Origin of the sequence: Pseudomonas helleri (assembly GCF_001043025.1) — a bacterium.
In the GTDB taxonomy this organism is placed as follows: Bacteria; Pseudomonadota; Gammaproteobacteria; order Pseudomonadales; family Pseudomonadaceae; genus Aquipseudomonas; species Aquipseudomonas helleri.
Window position 1 is genome coordinate 84150 of sequence record NZ_JYLD01000004.1, and the last position, 24442, is coordinate 108591.

Genomic DNA, 24442 nt, shown 5'->3' on the forward strand with positions numbered 1-24442 from the left:
AGCTCCTACAGGGTTTACCTATAAAAAAAGCGCCTTTCGGCGCTTTTTTTATTTCACGGTCACATCAAGCCATTTCAACGTCTGTTTCAAACTCGAAGACCAACTCGCCGTCTTTGAGGTCGATGTTAACCACACCGCCGTGATCAGCCAGCTCACCAAAGAGAATCTCTTCAGCCAGTGGGCGCTTGATTTTGTCCTGAATCAGACGCGCCATCGGGCGGGCGCCCATGGTCACGTCGTAGCCGCCAGCCGCCAACCAGCCGCGCGCGGCATCGGTCACCACCAACTGCACGTGCTTGTCTTCCAACTGCACTTGCAACTCGGTGAGGAACTTGTCCACCACGTGTTTGATCACTTCATGGCTGAGGCGACCAAATTGAATGATGGTGTCCAGGCGGTTACGGAACTCAGGGGTGAAGCTCTTCTTGATCACTTCCATTGCATCGGTGGCGTGATCCTGCAAGGTAAAGCCGATCGAGGCCCGTGAAGCCGTCTCTGCACCCGCGTTCGTGGTCATGATGATGATCACGTTACGGAAGTCAGCCTTGCGCCCGTTGTTATCGGTCAGCGTGCCGTGGTCCATGACCTGCAGCAGCAGGTTGAAGACCTCAGGGTGCGCCTTCTCGATTTCATCCAGCAGCAGTACGCAGTGCGGTTGCTTGGTGATGGCTTCGGTGAGCAGGCCGCCCTGATCAAACCCGACATAGCCTGGAGGCGCACCGATCAGACGCGATACGGTGTGGCGCTCCATGTACTCGGACATATCAAAGCGAATCAGCTCGACGCCCAGCGCCTTGGACAACTGGCGCGCAGCTTCGGTTTTACCCACACCGGTCGGGCCTGCGAACAGGAACGAACCGACAGGCTTGTCTGGCGACTTGAGCCCGGCACGCGACAGCTTGATGGCCGTCGACAAGGAATCAATCGCCGCATCCTGACCAAACACCGTCAGCTTGAGGTCGCGCTCAAGGTTACGCAGCAGCTCTTTATCGGAGCTGGAGACGCTCTTAGGCGGAATACGGGCGATTTTCGCCACGATGTCTTCGACCTGTTGCACATCGATACGCAGAGCGCGTTTTTCAACCGGCTGCAGGCGCTGATACGCCCCCGCCTCGTCGATCACGTCAATGGCTTTGTCCGGCATGTGCCGGTCATTGATGTAGCGTGACGCCAGCTCGGCCGCCGCACGCAGGGCCTCATCAGTGTATTCAATACCGTGATGCTGCTCGAAACGCCCTTTAAGGCCACGCAGAATACCGATGGTGTCTTCAACCGAAGGTTCGGACACGTCGACTTTCTGGAAGCGCCGCGCCAGGGCACGGTCTTTTTCAAAGATCCCGCGAAATTCCTGGAACGTAGTCGAACCAATGCAACGGATCTCACCCGAGGACAGCAGGGGCTTGAGCAGGTTGGAAGCGTCCATTACGCCACCGGACGCCGCGCCCGCACCAATAATGGTGTGGATCTCGTCGATGAACAAAATGGCCTGCGGACGCTTTTTCAGCTCGCCGAGCAACGCTTTGAAGCGCTTCTCGAAATCGCCGCGGTACTTGGTGCCGGCCAGCAAGGCACCCAGATCCAGCGAATAGACGATGCTGTTGGCCAGCAGGTCCGGCACCTGGTTATCAACGATGCGCTTGGCCAGGCCTTCGGCAATCGCGGTTTTACCCACGCCCGCCTCGCCCACCAGCAGCGGGTTGTTTTTACGGCGACGCGCCAGAATCTGCGCAACGCGCTCAACTTCGTTTTCACGCCCCACCAGCGGATCAATCCGGCCCTGGCGGGCCAGCTCGTTCAAGTTGCTGGCGTAAGCATCCAGAGGATTGCTTGAAGACGACGACTCACCGCCCTCTTCATCCTGCATTTCGTTCTCGTTTTCAGCGTGATCGCCATGGCCCGGCACTTTGGAAATACCATGCGCGATGAAGTTGACCACATCGATGCGGGCAACGCTCTGCTGCTTGAGAAAGAACACCGCCTGGCTTTCTTGCTCACTGAAAATCGCCACCAGCACATTAGCGCCGGTAACTTCACGCTTGCCGGAGCTTTGTACGTGGAACACAGCGCGCTGCAAGACGCGTTGAAAACCCAGGGTTGGCTGAGTTTCACGGTCTTCGTCGTGGACAGGGATCAGGGGGGTGGTGGAATCAATAAACTCTTGCAGGTCATGCTTGAGTTTGTCGAGGTTTGCGCCACAGGCGCGTAGAACGGTTGCGGCCGCCTCATTATCCAGAAGCGCTAGAAGGAGGTGCTCGACCGTCATGAACTCATGACGCTTTGAGCGTGCTTCCTTGAAGGCCAGATTGAGGGTGACTTCGAGCTCGCGATTTAACATGGCTTCACCTCATACCCAAGTGGTCGGCGTTAACCGTCCTTCTCGATTTCACAGAGTAGCGGATGCTGGCTTTCGCGTGCGTACTGGTTTACCTGCGCCGCCTTGGTCTCGGCGATGTCGCGGGTAAAGATGCCGCACACTGCCCGTCCTTCTGTATGAACGGCCAGCATGACCTTGGTCGCCAATTCGCGATTCAAGTTAAAAAACACCTCAAGCACTTCGACAACGAAATCCATGGGTGTGTAGTCATCGTTGAACAAAACCACCTTGTACATCGGCGGCGCCTGAAGCGCAGGCTTAGCCTCTTGCACAGCCAAGCCAGCGGAATCTTCGTCATCATAATCGGGCTGATCATGATTGGATGTTAGTCGAATCTGGCTGATTGCATGCATGGAAAGAAAGGTTCGTCTTTGATCGATTACAGTGATGGAGGCAGACGTAGCAAATTTCAACTGCGCCGCCGCGTGACCTTGACTATCGGTAAAACGGTGTTACAACCAATAGAACCCACAGTGGGTAATAAAGGTCCGTGCAGTCAACCATATTTCGTGGTTTCTGCGCGAGTGAACTGGATGATACTCCAGTGATGGAGTTGTTTGCAGCAGAGGGAGATGAGTATGCAAGGCAAGGTCAAGTGGTTTAACAACGCCAAAGGCTTCGGCTTTATCAATACGGAAGCCAAGGAAGGCATCGACGAGCATGGACATCCAATCGACTTCTTCGCCCATTTTTCCGCCATTCAGATGGACGGCTACAAAACGCTGAAAGCAGGCCAGCCTGTCAGCTTTGAAATCATTCAAGGGCCCAAAGGCCTGCACGCTGTGGCAATCACCGACGCCAAGGTGCTGACGCCGCAACCCGTGACTGCATCAGGGGCCACCCGCCTGTCGGTCTGAGCCCGCGAGCACAGCCCGTCATGAAGAACGGCCGATTCTCACACACGAATCGGCCGTTTTTTTATTGCGTTTGCCGCCATGCACGTGCACACCCCACCTTAAAAACCCCAGAAAAACCCTGTAAACACGGGGGCATCAAGCCAAAACCAAGGGCATTTTGCCGCAGGTTCTTAGACCAATTGATGATTTGTGTTAGGCCACCCCCCTCGCAGCAACCTTAGTGACCTATGTATACTGCGCCGGTGACCACGGAGTCACTCAGCAACACCTACTGGAATGAGTCTTTCAGGCCTAGAAAGGCTGAGCCGTTACCCCGGCTCGACCGCTTGACGCTCTACTGATGCATTCACATCACAGCGAAGAACCTCGACTTTCGGCTCATTGTTCACTGTGTACGAAAGCGCCTACCCTGCGCATCTCGAGTATCTGAGCACGCTCAGCAAAGAAGAGAGTTAATCCGAAATGCCCAACCGTTCGAAGATCATCTACACCTTCACCGACGAAGCTCCGGCGCTCGCCACCTATTCACTGCTGCCTATCATCGAGGCTTTCACCGCCAGCGCTGATATTGACGTTGAGACGCGCGACATCTCTTTGGCAGGCCGCATCCTCGCCAGCTTCCCCGAGCAATTGGGTGACAAGGCCGTAGCAGACCACCTCGCCGAACTGGGCGCCCTGGCTGTTACCCCTGAAGCCAACATCATAAAGCTGCCTAACATCAGCGCCTCGGTTCCTCAGCTGCAAGCTGCCATCAAGGAACTGCAAGCACAGGGCTTCAACATCCCTGACTACCCGGACACCGCGACGACTGACGCCGAGAAAGACATCAAGGCGCGTTACAGCAAAGTCATGGGCAGCGCCGTAAACCCGGTACTGCGCGAAGGCAACTCGGACCGCCGCGCACCACTGTCGGTTAAAAACTACGCTCGCAAGCACCCGCACAAAATGGGCGCCTGGGCTGCAGACTCCAAGTCCCACGTGGCCCACATGAGCGAAGGCGACTTCTACGGCAGCGAAAAAGCGGCCCTGATCGAAGCCCCGGACAGCGTTAAAATCGAACTGATCGCTCAAGACGGCACCACCACCGTCCTGAAGGAAAAAACCGCCGTACAAGCCGGCGAGATCATCGATTGCTCCGTCATGAGCAAAAATGCCCTGCGCAAGTTCGTAGCGGCCGAAATCGAAGACGCCAAGAAACAAGGCGTGCTGTTCTCGGTTCACTTGAAAGCCACCATGATGAAGGTTTCCGACCCGATCATGTTTGGTCAGATCGTGGCTGAGTTCTACAAGGACGCGCTGGCCAAACACGCCGACGTCCTGAAAGAAATCGGTTTCAACCTGAACAACGGTATCGGCGACCTGTACGCCCGCATCAAGGCACTGCCAGCCGAGAAGCAAGCTGAAATCGAAGCTGACATCCAGGCTGTCTACGCCAACCGCCCTGCTCTGGCGATGGTCAACTCTGACAAAGGCATCACCAACCTGCACGTACCAAGCGACGTGATTGTTGACGCCTCCATGCCAGCGATGATTCGTGATTCCGGCAAAATGTGGAACACCGAAGGCCAACTGCAAGACACCAAGGCCATCATCCCGGATCGTTGCTACGCAACCATCTACCAGGCCACCATCGAAGACTGCAAAAAGCACGGCGCTTTCGATCCGACCACCATGGGCAGCGTGCCAAACGTTGGCCTGATGGCGCAAAAAGCCGAAGAGTACGGCTCGCACGACAAAACCTTCCAGATCAAAACCCCTGGCGTTGTTCGGGTAACCGACAGCAACGGCAACGTGCTGATGGAACAAAAGGTTGAGGAAGGCGACATCTGGCGCATGTGCCAGGCCAAAGACGCGCCGATCCGCGACTGGGTCAAACTGGCCGTTAACCGCTCCCGCGCCAGCAACACCCCGGCTGTATTCTGGCTGGACCCTAAGCGTGCCCACGACGCAGAAATGATCAAGAAGGTTGAAACCTACCTGAAAGATCACGACACCAGCGGTCTGGACATTCGCATCATGTCGCCTGTCGACGCCATGAAGTTCACCCTGGAACGCACCCGCGCCGGCCTGGACACCATCTCGGTAACCGGTAACGTACTGCGCGACTACCTGACTGACCTGTTCCCGATCATGGAACTGGGCACCAGCGCCAAAATGCTCTCGATCGTCCCGCTGATGAATGGCGGCGGCCTGTTCGAAACTGGCGCAGGCGGTTCGGCACCCAAGCACGTGCAACAACTGCTGGAAGAAAACTTCCTGCGTTGGGACTCGCTGGGTGAGTTCCTGGCACTGGCTGCTTCCCTGGAGCACCTGGGCACCACCTACAACAACGCAAAAGCGTTGGTGTTGGCCAAAACCCTGGACCAGGCCACTGGCCAGTTCCTCGACAACAACAAATCGCCATCGCGCAAAGTCGGCAACATCGACAACCGCGGCAGCCACTTCTACCTGGCGCTGTACTGGGCTCAAGCCCTGGCGGCCCAAACTGAAGACAAAGAGCTGCAAGCCCTGTTTGCCCCAGTGGCAAAAGCCATGACCGAGAACGAGGCAAAAATCGTTGCCGAACTCAACGCCGTGCAGGGCAAGCCTGTGGACATCGGTGGTTACTACCACGCCGACGCCGACAAGGTGAGCACCGTAATGCGCCCTAGCGCCACGCTGAACGAGATCATCGCTTCTCTGGTGTAAGAGCAACTGGCAACAGCACAGACCCCGGCCCACGACGCCGGGGTTTGTGTTTTCAGGGTGCTCGCAACCCTGTAGTCGCTGCCGAAGGCTGCGATCGACGGTGAAGCCGGCGTAAAGCCACACCACGCAGTATTGCTGTAGTTTACGGTCGCTTCGTAACCGATCGCAGCCTTCGGCAGCGACTACAGTTTTGGGCTTGGCGCAAACTTTCTGTAGCATCCAGAAAACTCTCCCAAAAAACCGAGACCCCCCTTAATGGAATGGAAACCCCACATCACCGTCGCCACGGTCGTTGAAGACAATGGCCGTTTTTTGATGGTCGAGGAGTACAGCGGCGAGCGCGCCGTTCTTAACCAGCCCGCCGGGCACCTGGACCCGAACGAAACCCTGATTGAAGCAGCGATCCGCGAAACACTCGAAGAAACCGGCTACGACGTCGAGCTGACCGGGGTCATCGGCATTTACTTGTACACCGCCCCAAGCAACGGCGTGACGTATCAGCGCGTATGCTTTGCCGGCAAAGCTGTCAAACATCACCCCGAATACACCCTGGACACCGGCATCATCGGCCCGCAATGGCTGACCCGCGACGAGCTGATAGCGCAACGCCAGCGCTGGCGCAGCGAGCTGAGCTTGCAGTGCATCGACGATTATCTGAGCGGCCAATTGTTCGACCTCACGTTAATCCGCCCTTCGGTTTAGCCTTGAGCGCTCGGGCCTGATAGAATCGCGTCCTTTTTCAAGGCACTCATTGAAACCCTATGCGTGATCCAGCCTTAGTCGCCCCCGAACAACAGCGCGTCATCGTCGGCATGTCCGGCGGTGTAGACTCTTCCGTTTCCGCCGTTCTGCTCATGGAGCAGGGCTATCAGGTGGAAGGCCTGTTCATGAAGAACTGGGAGGAAGACGACGGAACGGATTACTGCACCGCCATGGATGACCTGGCAGACGCCCAGGCCGTGTGCGACAAAATTGGCATCAAGCTGCACACTGCCAACTTTGCCGCCGAATACTGGGACAACGTGTTTGAGCACTTCCTGGCCGAATACAAGGCCGGGCGCACGCCCAACCCGGACATCCTGTGCAACCGCGAAATCAAGTTCAAGGCGTTCCTCGACTATGCCCTGATGCTCGGCGCAGATCTGATCGCTACCGGCCACTACGTGCGCCGTCGTGACATTGACGGCCGCACAGAGCTGCTCAAGGGCCTCGACCCGAACAAGGACCAGAGCTATTTCCTGCACGCCGTCGGTGGTGAGCAGATTGCCAAGACCTTGTTCCCGGTAGGCGAACTGGAAAAACCGGAAGTGCGCCGCATTGCCGAGAAACACGGCCTGGCCACCGCCAAAAAGAAAGACTCCACCGGTATCTGCTTTATTGGCGAGCGCCGCTTCAGCGACTTCCTCAAGCAGTACCTGCCCGCGCAGCCGGGTGAAATCAAAACCACCGAAGGTGAAGTCATCGGCCGCCACCACGGCCTGATGTACCACACCATCGGCCAACGCCAGGGCCTGGGCATCGGCGGCCTCAAAGACGCCAGTGACGAGCCGTGGTACGTGCTGATCAAAGACCTTGAGCACAACGAGCTGATCGTTGGCCAGGGCAATGACCACCCGTGGCTGTTCTCCCGCGCCCTGCTCGCCTCAGAGATCTATTGGGTCAACCCGATCGACCTGAGCAGCCCGCTGCGCCTGACCGCCAAGGTCCGCTATCGCCAGAGCGACCAGCCGTGCACCCTTGAAAAAACCGCTACCGGCTATCGCGCCACCTTCGACGACCCGCAACGCGCGGTCACCCCCGGCCAGTCCGTGGTGTTTTACGACGGTGAAGTGTGCCTGGGCGGCGGCGTGATCGAAGTGGCCGAGCCGTGGACCAGCAAGGGCCACCGCGCATGAACCCGATTCAGGAGCAACTGGTAGCCTTGGGCGGCGTGTTTTTTGCCGCGGTGCTGGTCGACAAGATCGCCAAGACCGGCCAGATCAGCGAAGCCGACCTGGCCTGCATGCTGGGCAGCCTGCTGGTACGCGACCCCAAGGACACCCTTGAGGTCTATGGCGGTGACGACAGCAACCTGCGCGAAGGCTATCGGGCACTGATTGGCGCCCTTGAGCGCGACCCGAACACCCTGCAGCGCGAGCCGCTGCGCTACGCCCTGTCGATGCTCGGGCTTGAGCGTCAACTGGCCAAGCGCGACGACATGCTTGAGCTGATTGGCAAGCGCCTGCCGCAAATCCAGTCCCAGGTTGAGCATTTCGGCCCCGCCCACGAAAACGTGGTGGCGGCCTGCGGCGGGCTGTATCAGGACACCCTGAGCACCCTGCGTCAGCGCATCCAGGTACATGGCGACATGCGCAACCTGCAACAACCGAACAATGCGGCAAAAATTCGCGCGCTATTGCTGGCCGGTATTCGTTCCGCGCGGCTGTGGCGCCAATTGGGCGGTCATCGCTGGCAGCTGGTTTTCAGCCGCCGCAAGCTGCTCAAAGAGCTTTATCCGATGCTGCGTGGCAACTGAAACACGCCAGTACGAACACGTTGCAACCTCGTTACGCGTAAGACGCCGGTCAGTTGGCAGCGGACCGGCTGTTTTTTTCATGTATGATACGCGCCCCATTTCGTTGCCCGACTGTCCGAGAACACCCCATGCAGCTCTCTTCGCTCACTGCGGTTTCCCCTGTTGACGGCCGCTACGCCGGCAAAACCCAGGCCCTGCGCCCAATTTTCAGCGAGTACGGCCTGATCCGTGCCCGCGTTCTGGTTGAAGTTCGCTGGCTCCAGCGCCTGGCCGCTCACGCTGCCATCCCTGAAGTCCCGGCCTTTTCCGCCGAAGCCAACGCCGTTCTGAACGAACTGGCCGAAAACTTCTCTCTGGAGCACGCCGAGCGCGTCAAAGAGATCGAGCGCACCACCAACCACGACGTTAAAGCCATTGAGTACCTGCTCAAGGAACAAGCCGCCAAGCTGCCTGAGCTGGCCAACGTCAGTGAGTTCATCCACTTTGCCTGCACCAGCGAGGACATCAACAACCTGTCCCACGCCCTGATGCTGCGCGAAGGCCGTGATGACGTGATGCTGCCGCTGATGCGCCAGACCGCTCAAGCCATCCGCGAACTGGCCATCCGTTTCGCTGACGTGCCAATGCTGTCGCGCACCCACGGCCAACCGGCTTCACCTACCACTCTGGGCAAAGAGCTGGCCAACGTGGTGTACCGTCTGGAGCGTCAAATCGCTCAAGTCGCTGCAGTACCGCTGCTGGGCAAAATCAACGGCGCTGTCGGCAACTACAACGCCCACCTGTCGGCCTACCCGCAGATCGACTGGGAAGCCAACGCCCGCGCCTTCATCGAAGACGAGCTGGGCCTGGGCTTCAACCCGTACACCACGCAAATCGAACCGCACGACTACATCGCCGAGCTGTTTGACGCCATTGCGCGCTTCAACACCATCCTGATCGACTTCGACCGCGATATCTGGGGCTACATCTCCCTGGGCTACTTCAAGCAGCGCACCATCGCGGGCGAAATCGGTTCGTCGACCATGCCGCACAAGGTCAACCCGATCGACTTCGAAAACTCCGAAGGCAACCTGGGTATCGCCAACGCCTTGTTCCAGCACCTGGCCAGCAAACTGCCAATCTCCCGCTGGCAGCGCGACCTGACCGACTCCACCGTACTGCGTAACCTCGGTGTCGGCTTCGCCCACAGCGTGATCGCATACGAAGCCAGCCTCAAAGGCATCAGCAAGCTTGAGCTGAACGCTCAAAAAATCGCTGCTGACCTGGACGCGTGCTGGGAAGTATTGGCCGAGCCAATCCAGACCGTGATGCGTCGCTACAACATTGAAAACCCGTACGAGAAGCTCAAAGAGCTGACGCGCGGCAAGGGCATCAGCCCTGAAGCACTGCAAACGTTCATCGACGGTCTTGAAATGCCGGAAGCGGCCAAGGCCGAGCTGAAGCTGCTGACGCCTGCCAACTACATTGGCAACGCGGTCGAGCAAGCCAAGCGTATCTGATCGCTGCAACGACCTATTAACGCCCGGCCGTGCCGGGCGTTTTTATTCCTGATTACAAAGCGCATTTTTTCAATAGGTTACACATGAATCCTGATACTCCTCTTCAACTTCTGGGCGGCATCACGGCGCGCGAGTTCATGCGCGACTACTGGCAGAAGAAACCACTGCTGATCCGCCAGGCAATTCCTGACTTCGAAAGCCCTATCGATGCCGACGAACTGGCCGGTCTGGCGCTGGAAGAAGAAGTCGAATCGCGCCTGATCATCGAGCACGGCGAGCGCCCATGGGAACTGCGCCGCGGCCCGTTCGCAGAAGACGAATTCGGCAAACTGCCAGAGCGCGAGTGGACCCTGCTGGTTCAAGCCGTTGACCAGTTCGTACCGGAAGTCGGTGAACTGCTGGAAAACTTCCGCTTCCTGCCAAGCTGGCGCATCGATGACGTAATGATCAGCTATGCAGCCCCGGGCGGCAGCGTTGGCCCGCACTTCGACAATTACGACGTGTTCCTGCTGCAAGGCCACGGCAAACGTCATTGGCAGATCGGCCAGATGTGCGACGCCGACAGCAAGCTGCTGGAACATGCCGACCTGCGCATTCTGGCTGAGTTCGAGGCCACCGATGAGTGGACCCTGGAACCCGGCGACATGCTCTACCTGCCGCCACGCCTGGCCCACTGCGGCGTTGCCGTGGACGACTGCCTGACCTACTCGGTCGGTTTCCGTGCCCCGAGCGCAGCCGAAGTGCTGACTCACTTCACCGACTTCCTGAGCCAGTATCTGCCAGACGAAGACCGCTACACTGACGCCGACGCGCAACCGGTGAGCGATCCGCACCAGATTCAGCACGACGCTCTGGGCCGCCTGAAGAACCTGCTGACAGAGCACATGAGCGACGAGCGCATGCTGCTGACCTGGTTCGGCCAGTTCATGACCGAGCCACGCTACCCGGAACTCGTGGTCGGCCCGGAACTCGAAGAGCCCGAGCTGATCGACAGCCTGGAACAGGGCGCTATCCTGATCCGCAATCCGAGCGCCCGCTTGGCCTGGTCTGAAGTGGACGAAGACCTGCTGTTGTTCGCCAGCGGCCAAAGCCGCCTGTTGCCGGGTAAACTGCGCGAGTTGCTGAAAATGATTTGCGCGGCCGATGCCCTGCACAGTGATAACCTCGGCCCATGGCTGGCCGATGAAGACGCAAGCAACCTGCTCTTCGAGCTGGTTAAACAAGGAAGCCTGGGGTTTGCTGATGAATAAGACTCACGTAAGTGTCGCCGACTGGAAAAAGGACAACTCCGATATTCGACGCATTCGTGAGGCAGTGTTTATTGCCGAACAACAAGTCCCGCCAGAGCTTGAGTGGGACGCAGACGACGCAGATGCCGTGCATTTTCTGGCTTATGAGGGCGACTTTCCGATTGGCACTGCCCGGCTGTTGCCGGACGGCCACATTGGCCGGGTGTCTGTCCTCAAAGACTGGCGTGGCCTCAAAGTGGGCGACGCTTTGATGCAGGCCGCGATCAACGAAGCTGAAAAGCGCGGCCTCAAAAAGCAGCAGCTCAGCGCGCAAGTGCACGCCACGTCGTTTTATGAACGCCTGGGTTTCAAAATCGTCAGCGAGGAATTCCTCGAAGCAGGCATTCCGCACGTTGATATGGAACGCGGTAGCTAACCACTACGCCCACCTTTGTGGGAGCGGGCTTGCTCGCGATACGGATAACGCTGCTTTGCAGAAAGAATGAGTCGTCTGCATCGCGAGCAAGCCCGCTCCCACATGCGTGACAACAAAACGCCCTGCCATCTTCGGATCGCAGGGCGTTTTGCTATCTGCCACACTCCGGGGATACTTTTCACGTATTGCGGAGATAACGGACATGTCCCTACGCGCCTTCATCGCCAGCCTGCTCATGGTCTTCAGCATTAGCGCACTGGCCGATACTAAAGTCATCACCTTACAAAACCGTACCAGCGCCGATCTACTGCCGATTGCGCAGAACTTTATTGGTAAAAACGGCAAAGTCAGTGCCTACGGCAATCAACTGATTGTCGAAGCAGCCCCCTCAAAAATTCAAAATCTGGAAAACCTGCTGGCGCAACTCGACACACCCGCCAAGCGCTTGCTGATTACGGTCGACACCCGCGATAACAACCTCCCCGAATCCAACTCAGACACCCGCGTAATCAGCACCGCCAGCCGTGAAGGCGGTATTCAGCAAATCGAGGCCACTGAAGGTGTGCCCGCGCAAATCCAGATCGGCCAGAGCGTGCCCCTCACCAGCACCCAGACAGACGCCTATGGCCGACTGCTCACACAGACCGAGTACCGCGATGTCACCCAGGGTTTTTTCGTCACCGCCACCGTCACAGGTGAAACGGTACACCTCGCGATCAGCACGCATCTGGACAGTATGAGCCAGGAGCGTCCCGATGTAGTGAACATGCAAAATGCCAACACACAGATCAGCGGCCCCCTCGGCCAGTGGATCACCGTGGCAGGCAGCAGTAACCAGAGCCAGACCGAAAATAACGCTACAACCCTTACGTACTCTACTCAAGGGCGCAACGACATGACGGTGCGGGTCAAAGTAAACACTCTCGACCAGAGGACCCAAAACTGACTGACGGGTCGTATTAGACTAAATATGTAGTGCTGTGAAAAAAGCACTACAAAGTGTTTGACGACACAAAAATGCAAAGGCATGATGGCCCCGCTCCCGCCAATCAGAGCCCCGTAAAAGGGCCCAGGATGACTCTTGGCGAGCAGCCATTCACGCACTTACACAAACATAATTGCTGTGTGCTGGCGGAGCAAATTTTTCAACCCAGACCTATGCGACGAGGTTTATCTCCATGGCACTGACACGCGAACAGCAAATTGCAGCCCTTGAAAAAGACTGGGCCGAAAACCCACGCTGGAAAGGCGTGAAACGCGATTATTCCGCTGCTGACGTGGTCCGCCTGCGTGGTTCGGTTCAACCCGAGCACACCTTTGCAAAATTGGGCGCTGACAAGCTGTGGAAACTGGTGACACAGGGCGCACACCCGTCCTTCCGTCCTGAGAAAGATTTCGTCAACTGCATGGGCGCCCTGACCGGGGGCCAGGCAGTTCAACAGGTTAAAGCCGGCATCCAGGCTATCTACCTGTCGGGTTGGCAAGTGGCAGCAGACAACAACTCTGCTGAATCCATGTACCCCGATCAGTCGCTGTACCCGGTGGACTCGGTTCCAACCGTGGTCAAGCGCATCAACAACTCGTTCCGTCGTGCCGACCAGATCCAGTGGAAAGCTGGCAAAAACCCGGGCGACGCAGGTTACATCGACTACTTCGCTCCTATCGTGGCGGACGCTGAAGCCGGTTTCGGCGGCGTACTGAACGCTTACGAACTGATGAAGAACATGATCGAAGCAGGCGCCGCCGGCGTTCACTTCGAAGACCAACTGGCCTCGGTGAAAAAATGCGGCCACATGGGCGGCAAAGTACTGGTACCTACCCAGGAAGCCGTACAAAAGCTGACTGCAGCGCGTCTGGCTGCTGACGTGGCTGGCGTACCGACCATCATCCTGGCCCGTACCGACGCTAACGCCGCAGACCTGCTGACTTCTGACTGCGACCCGTACGACCAGCCGTTCGTGTCTGGCGAACGCACCAAAGAAGGCTTCTACAAAGTACGTGCAGGCCTGGACCAAGCCATTGCCCGCGGCCTGGCCTACGCCCCTTACGCCGATCTGATCTGGTGTGAAACCGCCAAACCGGACCTTGAAGAAGCACGCCGCTTTGCCGAAGCGATCAAAAAGGAATACCCGGACCAACTGCTGTCGTACAACTGCTCGCCTTCCTTCAACTGGAAGAAAAACCTGGACGACGCGACCATCGCCAAGTTCCAGCGCGAGCTGTCGGCCATGGGCTACAAGCACCAGTTCATCACCCTGGCCGGTATTCACAACATGTGGCACAGCATGTTCAACCTGGCGCACGACTACGCCCGCAACGACATGACTGCCTACGTGAAACTGCAAGAGCAGGAATTCGCTGACGCAGAAAAAGGCTACACCTTCGTGGCACACCAACAAGAAGTGGGCACCGGCTACTTCGACGACATGACCACCGTTATTCAAGGTGGCTCTTCATCGGTAACCGCCCTGACCGGCTCGACCGAAGAAGAACAGTTCCACTGATAGCTGCTCCTCAGTGATTGGCGCCCCGACTGGTTCGGGGCGTTTTTTTTTGTGTGTGGGTATCGCTCATCTTTGTAGTCGCTGTCGAGGCACGCAGGCTGCGAGCTGTTTATAAGCAGCCATGACGATCAAGAGCTCGCAGCCTGCGTGCCTCGGCAGCGACTACGAGATCAGAGGGGGGATCAGGTCAATCCAACAAAACCCTGACTCAGATCCATAAACTGAAACGTGAAGCAGGTTACAAAGCCAAGTTCAAAACTTGCCAAGTGCGTCTATATAAGCCAAGTTCAACGGGTTAACCGTACTGCGTCACAACAGCGCAGCGCTTAAACGATATTAATTATCATTTAGAGTTGCTTTTGTTGATTACCTGCGTCGTAAAACATAATCCTTGAAACACGCTGTAATCCACGGAACACAAGGCCTGCGTAGACTTTGAGGAGTGCTATACCACTAAAGGATTGAATTAATTCATCTTAGAAAATTTACTTGCTGGGTGTTTAGCCATAAAATCCCGGCAATCAATAGCGCTGCGACATATCGTCACTGCTTTATTACCTTTTTAAGCTCAGAGACCTTTGCTCTCTGTTAAGGATTTCCAGCATGCCCGAAGCGACAGGACTCATAGCCCACAACTGGGGCTTTGCCATTTTCCTTCTCGGCGTTGTCGGCCTCTGTGCCTTCATGCTCGGCGTCTCCAGCCTCCTTGGGTCAAAAGCCTGGGGCCGCAGCAAAAACGAACCGTTCGAGTCCGGCATGCTGCCTACCGGTGGCGCCCGCTTGCGGCTCTCTGCAAAATTCTATCTGGTCGCGATGCTGTTCGTGATCTTCGATATCGAAGCCCTCTTTCTCTTTGCATGGTCTGTGTCTGTTCGCGAAAGCGGCTGGACCGGATTCGTCGAAGCTCTCGTTTTCATAGCAATTCTGTTGGCAGGCCTTGTCTACCTATTTCGGGTGGGTGCTCTTGATTGGGCACCGGAAGCTCGTCGTAAGCGGCAGGCCAAGCTGAAACAATGAGGCTTTGGCAATGCAATACGAACTCACCAGGATCGACCCGGATGCTCCTAACGAGCAATACCCGATCGGCAATCGGGAAACCGTTGCCGATCCGTTAGAAGATCAAGTCCACAAAAACATTTTCATGGGCAAGCTGGAAGACGTGCTGAACGGCACGGTCAACTGGGGGCGTAAAAACTCCTTGTGGCCGTACAACTTCGGCTTGTCGTGCTGCTACGTGGAAATGACCACCGCCTTCACGGCGCCCCACGACATCGCGCGCTTTGGCGCCGAAGTGATCCGGGCATCGCCGCGTCAGGCGGATTTCATGGTTATTGCCGGTACCTGCTTCATCAAGATGGCGCCGATCATTCAGCGTCTCTATGAGCAAATGCTTGAGCCTAAGTGGGTTATCTCCATGGGTTCTTGCGCCAACTCCGGTGGCATGTACGACATCTACTCCGTGGTTCAAGGGGTCGACAAGTTCCTGCCCGTGGACGTTTACGTGCCAGGCTGCCCACCCCGCCCAGAGGCTTTCCTGCAAGGCTTGATGCTCTTGCAAGAGTCGATTGGCCAGGAGCGTCGCCCACTTTCCTGGGTTGTCGGTGAACAAGGCGTGTACCGCGCCGAGATGCCGTCCCAAAAGGAACAGCGCCGCGAACAGCGTATTCAGGTCACTAACCTGCGCAGCCCCGACGAAGTCTGATCCAGCGCCGTTTCTATAAATAGAACGAAACACTGGCTTCATTCTTTACGTTGAACGAAAGCGATAAAAAAACCATGACTACAGGCTCCGCTCTGTACATCCCGCCTTACAAGGCTGACGACCAGGATGTGGTTGTCGAACTCAATACCCGTTTTGGCCCTGAAGCGTTCACCGCACAGGCCACACGCACCGGCATGCCGGTGCTTTGGGTTACCCGCGCAAAACTGGTTGAAGTACTGACCTTCCTGCGCAACCTGCCAAAACCTTACGTCATGCTCTATGACTTGCACGGTGTGGACGAACGTCTGCGCACCAAGCGTCAGGGCTTGCCATCGGGTGCAGACTTCACAGTCTTCTACCACCTGATGTCGCTTGAGCGTAATAGTGACGTAATGATCAAGGTTGCCTTGTCCGAGAGCGACCTCAGCCTGCCGACCATCACCGGTATCTGGCCAAACGCCAACTGGTATGAGCGTGAAGTCTGGGACATGTTCGGTATCGACTTTAAAGGTCACCCGCACCTGTCGCGCATCATGATGCCGCCGACCTGGGAAGGTCACCCGCTGCGCAAGGACTTCCCGGCGCGTGCGACCGAGTTCGATCCGTACAGCCTGACCCTGGCCAAAGTACAGCTGGAAGAAGAAGCCGCGCGCTTCCGCCCTGAAGACTGGGGCATGAAGCGTTCCGGCGAAAACGAGGACTACATGTTCCTCAACCTGGGCCCGAACCACCCTTCGGCTCACGGTGCCTTCCGTATCATTCTGCAACTGGACGGCGAAGAGATCGTCGACTGCGTGCCAGACATCGGCTACCACCACCGTGGTGCCGAGAAGATGGCCGAGCGCCAGTCCTGGCACAGCTTCATCCCGTACACCGACCGTATCGACTACCTCGGCGGCGTGATGAACAACCTGCCGTACGTGCTCTCGGTCGAGAAGCTCGCCGGGATCAAGGTGCCGGACCGGGTCGACACCATCCGCATCATGATGGCCGAGTTCTTCCGTATCACCAGCCACCTGCTGTTCCTGGGTACCTACATCCAGGACGTGGGCGCCATGACCCCGGTGTTCTTTACCTTCACCGACCGTCAGCGCGCTTACAAAGTGATCGAAGCCATCACTGGTTTCCGTCTGCACCCGGCCTGGTACCGCATCGGTGGCGTTGCCCACGACCTGCCAAATGGCTGGGAGCGTCTGGTCAAGGAATTCGTCGAGTGGATGCCAAAGCGTCTGGACGAATACCAAAAAGCCGCATTGGACAACAGCATTCTGCGTGGTCGTACCATCGGCGTCGCCCAGTACAACACCAAAGAGGCCCTGGAATGGGGCGTCACCGGTGCCGGCCTGCGGTCCACCGGTTGCGACTTCGACGTGCGTAAAGCGCGCCCGTACTCCGGCTACGAGAACTTCGAATTCGAAGTCCCGTTGGCAGCCAATGGCGATGCCTACGACCGCTGCATCGTGCGCGTCGAAGAAATGCGCCAGAGCCTGAAAATCATCGAGCAGTGCATGCGCAACATGCCAGCCGGCCCGTACAAGGCGGATCACCCGCTGACCACGCCGCCGCCTAAAGAGCGCACGCTGCAGCACATCGAGACCTTGATCACGCACTTCCTGCAAGTTTCGTGGGGCCCGGTCATGCCGGCCAACGAATCCTTCCAGATGATCGAAGCGACCAAGGGCATCAACAGTTACTACCTGACGAGCGATGGCGGCACCATGAGCTACCGCACCCGGATTCGCACCCCAAGCTTCGCCCATTTGCAGCAGATCCCTTCGGTGATCAAAGGCGAAATGGTCGCGGACTTGATTGCGTACCTGGGGAGTATCGATTTCGTTATGGCCGACGTGGACCGCTAAGCATGAACAGCACGCTTATCCAGACAGACCGTTTCGCCCTGAGCGAAACCGAGCGCTCGGCCATCGAGCACGAGATGCATCACTACGAAGATCCACGCGCAGCGTCGATCGAAGCCCTGAAGATCGTTCAGAAGGAACGCGGCTGGGTGCCGGATGGCGCGGTATACGCCATCGGCGAACTGCTGGGCATCCCTGCCAGCGACGTTGAAGGCGTGGCCACGTTCTACAGCCAGATCTTCCGTCAGCCGGTGGGCCGCCACATCATTCGCGTGTGCGACAGCATGGTGTGCTACATCGGTGGCCACGAGTCCGTGGTTGGCGAAATCCAGAGCAAGCTGGGCATCGGCCTGGGCCAGACCACTCCGGACGGCCGCTTCACGCTGCTGCCGGTGTGCTGCCTGGGCAACTGCGACAAGGCGCCGGCGTTGATGATCGACGACGACACATTCGGTGACGTGCAGCCTGCTGGCGTCGCTACGTTGTTGGAGGGCTACCCATGACCCTGACTTCTTTCGGCCCTGCCAACCGCATTGCGCGTTCGGCAGAAACCCACCCGCTGACCTGGCGCCTGCGTGACGACGGCGAGCCTGTATGGCTCGACGAGTACCAGGCCAAAGACGGCTACGCGGCGGCGCGCAAGGCGTTCGCGGACATGGCGCAGGACGATATCGTCCAGACCGTGAAAGACGCGGGCCTTAAGGGTCGTGGTGGTGCTGGCTTCCCCACGGGCGTGAAGTGGGGGCTGATGCCTAAAGACGAATCCATGAACATCCGTTACCTGCTGTGTAACGCCGATGAAATGGAACCCAACACCTGGAAAGACCGCATGCTGATGGAGCAACTGCCCCATCTGCTGATCGAAGGCATGCTGATCAGTGCCCGCGCGCTTAAAACCTACCGTGGCTACATCTTCCTGCGCGGTGAGTACACCACCGCCGCCGTGCACCTGCGTCGTGCCGTCGAAGAAGCCAAGGCAGCCGGCCTGCTGGGCAAAAACATCCTCGGTTCGGGCTTTGACTTCGAACTGTTCGTGCACACCGGCGCCGGGCGTTATATCTGCGGCGAAGAAACCGCACTGATCAACTCCCTCGAAGGCCGTCGCGCCAACCCGCGTTCCAAGCCGCCGTTCCCGGCCGCTGTGGGCGTATGGGGCAAGCCGACCTGCGTGAACAACGTAGAAACCCTGTGCAACGTACCGGCCATTATTGGCAACGGCGTTGACTGGTACAAATCCCTAGCCCGCGAAGGCAGCGAAGACCACGGCACCAAGCTGATGGGCTTCTCCGGCAAAGTGAAGAACCCTGGCCTGTGGGAACTGCCGTTCGGCGTGACCGCACGCGAGCTGTTCGAAGACTACGCCGGTGGCATGCGCGACGGCTTCAAGCTCAAGTGCTGGCAGCCAGGCGGCGCCGGCACCGGCTTCCTGCTGCCAGAGCACCTGGACGCACAAATGTACGCCGGCGGCATCGGCAAAGTCGGTACCCGTATGGGTACGGGCCTGGCGATGGCGGTGGACGACAGCGTCAATATGGTCTCCCTGCTGCGCAACATGGAACAGTTCTTTGCCCGTGAATCGTGCGGTTTCTGCACCCCTTGCCGTGATGGTTTGCCATGGAGCGTCAAGCTCTTGATGGCCCTCGAGAAAGGCGAAGGTCAGCCCGGCGATATCGAGACCCTGCTGGGTCTGGTCGGCTTCCTCGGCCCAGGCAAAACCTTCTGTGCTCACGCACCGGGCGCCGTGGAGCCATTGGGCAGCGCGATCAAGTACTTCCGTCCAGAGTTCGAAGCCGGTATTTCGCAAGCAAAACCTGGCGCCGTACCGCTGGCTCGCCCGATTGTAATCGGCGCGTAACGCTTTGACTGAGGGTGGTCCGTGCCACCCTTTGATCGTTCGATGACGCCGTAAAGGCTGTGTTGATTCGAACGCATAACAAGATTCCATTAGCCACGCCCGCTGACACCGGGCCAACGAAGAACTTTGAACCATGGCCACTATCCACGTAGACGGCAAAGAGCTCGAAGTCGATGGGGCAGACAACCTGTTACAGGCCTGTTTGTCGCTAGGACTCGATATTCCGTATTTCTGCTGGCACCCTGCCCTGGGCAGCGTCGGCGCCTGCCGCCAGTGCGCAGTCAAGCAGTACACCGACGAGAACGACACCCGTGGTCGTATCGTCATGTCCTGCATGACCCCGGCCACTGACGGAAGCTGGATTTCCATCGAAGACGAAGAAGCGAAAGTGTTTCGCGCCAGCGTCGTCGAATGGCTGATGACCAACCATCCGCACGACTGCCCTGTGTGCGAAGAAGGCGGTCACTGCCACCTGCAAGACATGACCGTGATGACCGGCCACAACGAACGCCGTTATCGCTTCACCAAGCGTACCCACCAGAACCAGGAACTCGGCCCGTTCATCGCTCACGAGATGAACCGCTGCATCGCCTGCTATCGCTGCGTGCGCTACTACAAAGACTACGCAGGCGGTACCGACCTGGGTGTGTTCGGCGCTCACGACAACGTGTACTTCGGTCGCGTTGAAGACGGCGTGCTTGAAAGCGAGTTCTCCGGCAACCTCACCGAGGTCTGCCCGACCGGTGTGTTCACCGACAAAACTCACTCCGAGCGCTACAACCGTAAGTGGGACATGCAGTTCGCGCCAAGCATCTGCCACGGTTGCTCCAGCGGCTGCAACATCAGCCCGGGCGAACGTTATGGCGAGCTGCGCCGCATCGAAAACCGTTTCAACGGTTCGGTGAACCAGTACTTCCTGTGTGACCGTGGCCGTTTCGGCTATGGCTACGTCAACCGCACCGACCGCCCACGTCAGCCGCTGCTGGCCGACGGCACCAAGCTGGGCCTGGACGCTGCGCTGGACAAAGCGGCTGAGCTGCTGCGCGGTCGCAACATCGTCGGCATCGGTTCGCCACGCGCCAGCCTCGAAAGCAACTACGCGTTGCTTGAACTGGTCGGCGCCGAGCACTTCTACTCCGGCATCGAAGCCGCTGAGCTGGAGCGCATCCGTCTGGTGCTGCAAGTGCTGAAAGACAGCCCGCTGCCAGTGCCTAACCTGCGCGAGATCGAAGATCACGACGCCGTGTTCGTACTGGGTGAAGACCTGACACAGACCGCCGCCCGTATGGCGCTGTCGCTGCGTCAATCGGTCAAGGGCAAAGCTGAAGACATGGCCGACGCCATGCGCGTTCAGCCTTGGCTCGACGCTGCGGTGAAAAACATCGGCCAGCACGCGTTGAACCCGCTGTTTATCGCCAGCCTGGCTGAAACCAAGCTCGATGACGTGGCTGAAGAGTGTGTACACGCTGCCCCTGAAGACCTGGCGCGCATCGGTTTCGCCGTGGCTCACGCCATTGACGCCAGCGCTCCGGCCGTACCTGGCCTGGACGCCGAAGCCCTTGAGCTGGCCCAGCGCATCGCTGACGCCCTGCTCGCGGCCAAACGCCCACTGATCGTGGCCGGTACTTCGCTGGGCTCCAAGGCCCTGATCGAAGCCGCAGGCAACATCGCCAAGGCCCTGCACCTGCGTGAAAAAGCCGGCTCCATCAGCCTGGTAGTGCCAGAGGCCAACAGCCTCGGCCTGGCCATGCTCGGCGGTGATTCGGTTGATGCGGCGCTGCAAGCGGTTATCGACGGTAAAGCCGATGCCATCGTGGTGCTGGAAAACGACCTGTTCACCCGTGTTGACGCGATCAAGGTGAATGCGGCACTGGACGCTGCCAAAGTCGTCATCGTTGCCGATCATCAAAAGACCGCAACCACAGACCGCGCTGACCTGGTTCTGCCAGCCGCCAGCTTCGCCGAAGGCGACGGTACCCTGGTCAGCCAGGAAGGCCGCGCCCAGCGCTTCTTCCAGGTCTACGAGCCGCGCTACCTGGATTCGAGCATTTTGATCCACGAAGGCTGGCGCTGGTTGCACGCCCTGCGCAGCACCCTGCTGAACAAGCCGGTTGACTGGACGCTGCTCGACCACGTAACTCAAGCCACTGCCGCCAGCACCCCGGAACTGGCCCAGATTGTTGATGCTGCGCCGTCCGCTGCGTTCCGTATCAAAGGTTTGAAACTGGCCCGTGAACCGCTGCGTTACAGCGGCCGCACGGCCATGCGCGCCAACATCAGCGTGCACGAGCCACGTATTCCACAAGACCCGGACACCGCGTTCGCGTTCTCGATGGAAGGTTACTCGGGCTCGGTAGAACCGCGCAAACAAGTGCCGTTCGCCTGGTCGCCGGGCTGGAACTCGCCACAAGCGTGGAACAAGTTCCAGGACGAAGTCGGTGGTCACATCCGCGCTGGCGACCCGGGCACCCGCCTGATCGAAAGCAAAGGTGATGCACTGAGCTGGTCCGCCAACATTCCGGGCGCGTTCAACCCGGCACGTGGCACCTGGCAAGTGGTGCCGTTCTATCACCTGCTGGGCAGCGAAGAGAACTCTTCGAAAGCCGCGCCGGTGCAAGAGCGTATCCCTGCCGCCTACGTGGCCCTGGCCAAGTCCGAAGCCGACCGTCTGGGTGTCAACGACGGTGCGCTGCTGAGCTTGAACGTGGCGGGCCTGACCCTGCGTCTGCCGCTGCGTATCAATGAAGAGCTGGGTGCAGGTCTGGTGGCATTGCCAGCCGGTCTGCCAGGTATTCCGCCCGCTATCTTTGGCCTTACCGTTGACGGTTTGCAGGAGGCAGCCCAATGAGCTGGTTTACGCCTGAAGTGATCGACGTGATCATCACGGTGGTGCAGGCCATCGTGATCCTGCTCGCCGTGGTGGTGTGCGGCGCGCTGCTGAGTTGGGTCGAGCGTCGTTTGCTCGCCCTTTGGCAAGACCGTTACGGCCCAAACCGCGTAGGCCCGTTCGGCGCGTTTCAGATCGCCGCCGACATGATCAAGATGTTCTTCAAGGAAGACTGGACCCCTCCGTTTGCCGACAAGATGATCTTCACCCTGGCACCGGTTGTGGCCATGAGCGCTTTGCTCATCGCCTTTGCGATTATCCCGATCACCCCGACCTGGGGCGTGGCGGATCTGAACATCGGTATCCTGTTCTTCTTCGCCATGGCCGGTCTGTCGGTGTACGCGGTGTTGTTCGCTGGCTGGTCCAGTAACAACAAGTTCGCCCTGCTCGGCAGCTTGCGTGCTTCGGCTCAGACTGTTTCGTACGAAGTGTTCATGGGCCTGTCGCTGATGGGCATCGTGGTACAGGTTGGCTCGTTCAACATGCGCGACATCGTTGAATACCAAGCGCAGAACCTGTGGTTCATCATTCCGCAGATCTTCGGTTTCCTGACCTTCTTCATCGCTGGCGTCGCTGTGACTCACCGTCACCCCTTCGACCAGCCGGAAGCAGAACAGGAACTGGCCGATGGTTACCACATTGAATATGCCGGCATGAAATGGGGCATGTTCTTCGTCGGTGAGTACATCGGGATCGTGTTGATCTCGGCGTTGCTGGTGACTTTGTTCTTCGGTGGCTGGCACGGGCCTTTCGGCATCCTGCCGCAGATCCCGTTTATCTGGTTCGCCCTGAAGACCGCGTTTTTCATCATGATCTTCATCCTGCTGCGCGCTTCTATTCCGCGTCCACGGTATGACCAAGTGATGGATTTCAGCTGGAAGTTCTGCCTGCCGCTGACCCTGATCAATTTGCTGGTAACCGCTGCAATCGTGTTGATGAACACGCCTGCAGTCGCGGTTCAGTGAGGATAGAGACCCATGTTCAAGTACCTGTTTGACATCGTGCATGGCACCTACACCCAGCTTCGCAGCTTGGTGATGGTGTTTGGCCATGCCTTCCGCAAGCGTGACACGCTGCAATACCCGGAAGAACCGGTCTATCTGCCACCGCGTTACCGTGGCCGAATCGTCCTGACCCGCGACCCGGACGGCGAAGAGCGTTGTGTAGCCTGTAACCTGTGCGCCGTAGCGTGCCCGGTGGGCTGCATCTCGCTGCAAAAAGCCGAAACCGAAGATGGCCGTTGGTACCCGGAGTTCTTCCGCATCAACTTCTCACGCTGCATTTTCTGCGGTCTGTGTGAGGAAGCCTGCCCGACCACCGCGATCCAGCTGACACCGGATTTCGAAATGGCCGAGTTCAAACGTCAGGATCTGGTCTACGAGAAGGAAGATCTGCTGATCTCCGGCCCGGGCAAGAACCCTGATTACAACTTCTATCGTGTTGCGGGTATGGCCGTAGAAGGCAAGCCGAAAGGCGCTGCCCAGAACGAAGCCGAGCCGATCAACGTGAAGAGCTTGCTGCCTTAAGGAAGAACGATGGAATTCGCTTTCTATTTCGCATCGGGTGTCGCTGTCGTGTCCACGCTACGCGTGATCACCAACACCAACCCTGTGCACGCCCTGCTCTACCTGATTATTTCGCTGATTGCCGTGGCGATGACCTTTTTCAGCCTCGGCGCACCGTTTGCCGGTGTGCTCGAAGTGATCGCCTACGCCGGTGCCATCATGGTGCTGTTTGTGTTCGTGGTGATGATGCTCAACCAGGGCCCGGCCTCGGTGACGCAAGAACGCCACTGGCTCAAGCCCGGCATATGGGTTGGCCCGAGCATTCTGTCGGCCTTGCTGCTGGCTGAACTGCTGTATGTGCTGTTCGCTCACCAGAGCGGCGCGGCTATCGGTCAAACCACCATTGATGCAAAAGCCGTGGGCATCAGCCTGTTCGGCCCGTATCTGCTGGTGGTCGAACTCGCCTCGATGCTGCTGCTGGCTGCAGCGGTGACGGCGTTCCACTTGGGCCGCACTGAGGCGAAGGAGCAATAAG

At 58.3% G+C, this 24442-nt stretch carries 21 protein-coding genes; 19 read left to right on the top strand and 2 right to left on the bottom strand.

The window, feature by feature from the left end:
* Positions 1-64: 64 nt before the first annotated feature.
* Positions 65-2335, bottom strand: coding sequence for an ATP-dependent Clp protease ATP-binding subunit ClpA (gene clpA / locus TU84_RS08085; RefSeq protein ID WP_048368538.1), 2271 nt, complete (start codon positions 2333-2335; stop codon positions 65-67).
* A 29-nt stretch (positions 2336-2364) separates the two neighbouring features.
* A complete protein-coding gene (clpS, locus tag TU84_RS08090) occupies positions 2365-2727 on the bottom strand; it encodes an ATP-dependent Clp protease adapter ClpS (protein ID WP_048368539.1) in 363 nt (120 codons plus the stop codon).
* Between the two features lie 225 nt (positions 2728-2952).
* Between clpS and TU84_RS08095 the strand changes: the two genes are divergently transcribed.
* The 19 genes from TU84_RS08095 to nuoJ all read left to right on the top strand — a co-directional run bounded on the left by TU84_RS08095 (position 2953) and on the right by nuoJ (position 24441).
* Entirely contained in the window at positions 2953-3231 is a 279-nt protein-coding gene (locus TU84_RS08095) for a cold shock domain-containing protein (protein WP_048368540.1), read from the top strand.
* 462 nt (positions 3232-3693) lie between these two features.
* On the top strand, positions 3694-5919 hold the full coding sequence (locus TU84_RS08100; RefSeq protein WP_048368541.1) for an NADP-dependent isocitrate dehydrogenase: 2226 nt from the start codon (positions 3694-3696) through the stop codon (positions 5917-5919).
* 255 nt (positions 5920-6174) lie between these two features.
* A complete protein-coding gene (locus TU84_RS08105) occupies positions 6175-6621 on the top strand; it encodes an NUDIX hydrolase (RefSeq protein ID WP_048368542.1) in 447 nt (148 codons plus the stop codon).
* Positions 6622-6680: 59 nt separating this feature from the next.
* Positions 6681-7814 (top strand): tRNA 2-thiouridine(34) synthase MnmA, encoded by a 1134-nt coding sequence (gene mnmA / locus TU84_RS08110; RefSeq protein WP_048368543.1) that lies wholly within the window; start codon positions 6681-6683, stop codon positions 7812-7814.
* Positions 7811-8434: a high frequency lysogenization protein HflD gene (gene hflD / locus TU84_RS08115; RefSeq protein WP_048368544.1), complete on the top strand. Its 624-nt coding sequence runs from the start codon at positions 7811-7813 to the stop codon at positions 8432-8434. The genes mnmA and hflD overlap by 4 nt, the downstream gene beginning before the upstream one ends.
* Positions 8435-8562: 128 nt before the next feature.
* A complete protein-coding gene (purB, locus tag TU84_RS08120) occupies positions 8563-9933 on the top strand; it encodes an adenylosuccinate lyase (protein ID WP_048368545.1) in 1371 nt (456 codons plus the stop codon).
* A gap of 83 nt (positions 9934-10016) precedes the next feature.
* Positions 10017-11183: a ribosomal protein uL16 3-hydroxylase gene (locus tag TU84_RS08125; RefSeq protein ID WP_048368546.1), complete on the top strand. Its 1167-nt coding sequence runs from the start codon at positions 10017-10019 to the stop codon at positions 11181-11183.
* Positions 11176-11598 (top strand): GNAT family N-acetyltransferase, encoded by a 423-nt coding sequence (locus TU84_RS08130; RefSeq protein WP_048368547.1) that lies wholly within the window; start codon positions 11176-11178, stop codon positions 11596-11598. The genes TU84_RS08125 and TU84_RS08130 overlap by 8 nt, the downstream gene beginning before the upstream one ends.
* Positions 11599-11800: 202 nt before the next feature.
* Positions 11801-12544: a secretin N-terminal domain-containing protein gene (locus tag TU84_RS08135; protein WP_048368548.1), complete on the top strand. Its 744-nt coding sequence runs from the start codon at positions 11801-11803 to the stop codon at positions 12542-12544.
* A gap of 232 nt (positions 12545-12776) precedes the next feature.
* Positions 12777-14102 carry an isocitrate lyase gene (aceA, locus tag TU84_RS08140; RefSeq protein WP_048368549.1) on the top strand — a complete coding sequence of 442 codons (1326 nt, stop codon included), beginning with the start codon at positions 12777-12779 and terminating at the stop codon, positions 14100-14102.
* A 603-nt stretch (positions 14103-14705) separates the two neighbouring features.
* Positions 14706-15119: an NADH-quinone oxidoreductase subunit A gene (locus TU84_RS08145; protein ID WP_003446990.1), complete on the top strand. Its 414-nt coding sequence runs from the start codon at positions 14706-14708 to the stop codon at positions 15117-15119.
* 10 nt (positions 15120-15129) lie between these two features.
* Positions 15130-15804 carry a NuoB/complex I 20 kDa subunit family protein gene (locus TU84_RS08150; RefSeq protein ID WP_048368550.1) on the top strand — a complete coding sequence of 225 codons (675 nt, stop codon included), beginning with the start codon at positions 15130-15132 and terminating at the stop codon, positions 15802-15804.
* 74 nt (positions 15805-15878) lie between these two features.
* Positions 15879-17663, top strand: a complete 1785-nt coding sequence (gene nuoC, locus TU84_RS08155; RefSeq protein WP_048368795.1) for an NADH-quinone oxidoreductase subunit C/D — start codon at positions 15879-15881, stop codon at positions 17661-17663.
* 2 nt (positions 17664-17665) lie between these two features.
* Entirely contained in the window at positions 17666-18163 is a 498-nt protein-coding gene (gene nuoE / locus TU84_RS08160; RefSeq protein WP_048368551.1) for an NADH-quinone oxidoreductase subunit NuoE, read from the top strand.
* A complete protein-coding gene (nuoF, locus tag TU84_RS08165; protein ID WP_048368552.1) occupies positions 18160-19515 on the top strand; it encodes an NADH-quinone oxidoreductase subunit NuoF in 1356 nt (451 codons plus the stop codon). Before nuoE ends, nuoF begins: the two co-directional genes overlap by 4 nt.
* A 133-nt stretch (positions 19516-19648) precedes the next feature.
* A complete protein-coding gene (nuoG, locus tag TU84_RS08170) occupies positions 19649-22363 on the top strand; it encodes an NADH-quinone oxidoreductase subunit NuoG (protein WP_048368553.1) in 2715 nt (904 codons plus the stop codon).
* On the top strand, positions 22360-23367 hold the full coding sequence (nuoH, locus tag TU84_RS08175) for an NADH-quinone oxidoreductase subunit NuoH (RefSeq protein ID WP_048368554.1): 1008 nt from the start codon (positions 22360-22362) through the stop codon (positions 23365-23367). The genes nuoG and nuoH overlap by 4 nt, the downstream gene beginning before the upstream one ends.
* A 12-nt stretch (positions 23368-23379) precedes the next feature.
* The gene (nuoI, locus tag TU84_RS08180) at positions 23380-23928 is read left to right on the top strand and encodes an NADH-quinone oxidoreductase subunit NuoI (RefSeq protein WP_016780194.1); all 549 of its coding nucleotides are present in this window, start codon (positions 23380-23382) and stop codon (positions 23926-23928) included.
* Positions 23929-23937: 9 nt separating this feature from the next.
* On the top strand, positions 23938-24441 hold the full coding sequence (nuoJ, locus tag TU84_RS08185) for an NADH-quinone oxidoreductase subunit J (protein ID WP_048368555.1): 504 nt from the start codon (positions 23938-23940) through the stop codon (positions 24439-24441).
* The last annotated feature ends 1 nt before the right edge of the window (position 24442 follow it).

Excerpts from the sequence above, each read along its gene's own strand:
- TU84_RS08105 (WP_048368542.1), top strand. The coding sequence starts at position 6,175 with ATGGAATGGAAACCCCACATCACCGTCGCCACGGTCGTTGAAGACAAT.
- TU84_RS08095 (WP_048368540.1), top strand. The coding sequence starts at position 2,953 with ATGCAAGGCAAGGTCAAGTGGTTTAACAACGCCAAAGGCTTCGGCTTT.
- TU84_RS08100 (WP_048368541.1), top strand. The coding sequence starts at position 3,694 with ATGCCCAACCGTTCGAAGATCATCTACACCTTCACCGACGAAGCTCCG.
- purB (WP_048368545.1), top strand. The coding sequence starts at position 8,563 with ATGCAGCTCTCTTCGCTCACTGCGGTTTCCCCTGTTGACGGCCGCTAC.
- nuoG (WP_048368553.1), top strand. The coding sequence starts at position 19,649 with ATGGCCACTATCCACGTAGACGGCAAAGAGCTCGAAGTCGATGGGGCA.
- TU84_RS08135 (WP_048368548.1), top strand. The coding sequence starts at position 11,801 with ATGTCCCTACGCGCCTTCATCGCCAGCCTGCTCATGGTCTTCAGCATT.
- mnmA (WP_048368543.1), top strand. The coding sequence starts at position 6,681 with ATGCGTGATCCAGCCTTAGTCGCCCCCGAACAACAGCGCGTCATCGTC.
- nuoF (WP_048368552.1), top strand. The coding sequence starts at position 18,160 with ATGACCCTGACTTCTTTCGGCCCTGCCAACCGCATTGCGCGTTCGGCA.
- aceA (WP_048368549.1), top strand. The coding sequence starts at position 12,777 with ATGGCACTGACACGCGAACAGCAAATTGCAGCCCTTGAAAAAGACTGG.
- clpA (WP_048368538.1), bottom strand. The coding sequence starts at position 2,335 with ATGTTAAATCGCGAGCTCGAAGTCACCCTCAATCTGGCCTTCAAGGAA.
- TU84_RS08150 (WP_048368550.1), top strand. The coding sequence starts at position 15,130 with ATGCAATACGAACTCACCAGGATCGACCCGGATGCTCCTAACGAGCAA.
- nuoH (WP_048368554.1), top strand. The coding sequence starts at position 22,360 with ATGAGCTGGTTTACGCCTGAAGTGATCGACGTGATCATCACGGTGGTG.
- nuoI (WP_016780194.1), top strand. The coding sequence starts at position 23,380 with ATGTTCAAGTACCTGTTTGACATCGTGCATGGCACCTACACCCAGCTT.
- nuoJ (WP_048368555.1), top strand. The coding sequence starts at position 23,938 with ATGGAATTCGCTTTCTATTTCGCATCGGGTGTCGCTGTCGTGTCCACG.
- nuoE (WP_048368551.1), top strand. The coding sequence starts at position 17,666 with ATGAACAGCACGCTTATCCAGACAGACCGTTTCGCCCTGAGCGAAACC.
- nuoC (WP_048368795.1), top strand. The coding sequence starts at position 15,879 with ATGACTACAGGCTCCGCTCTGTACATCCCGCCTTACAAGGCTGACGAC.
- hflD (WP_048368544.1), top strand. The coding sequence starts at position 7,811 with ATGAACCCGATTCAGGAGCAACTGGTAGCCTTGGGCGGCGTGTTTTTT.
- TU84_RS08130 (WP_048368547.1), top strand. The coding sequence starts at position 11,176 with ATGAATAAGACTCACGTAAGTGTCGCCGACTGGAAAAAGGACAACTCC.
- TU84_RS08145 (WP_003446990.1), top strand. The coding sequence starts at position 14,706 with ATGCCCGAAGCGACAGGACTCATAGCCCACAACTGGGGCTTTGCCATT.
- TU84_RS08125 (WP_048368546.1), top strand. The coding sequence starts at position 10,017 with ATGAATCCTGATACTCCTCTTCAACTTCTGGGCGGCATCACGGCGCGC.
- clpS (WP_048368539.1), bottom strand. The coding sequence starts at position 2,727 with ATGCATGCAATCAGCCAGATTCGACTAACATCCAATCATGATCAGCCC.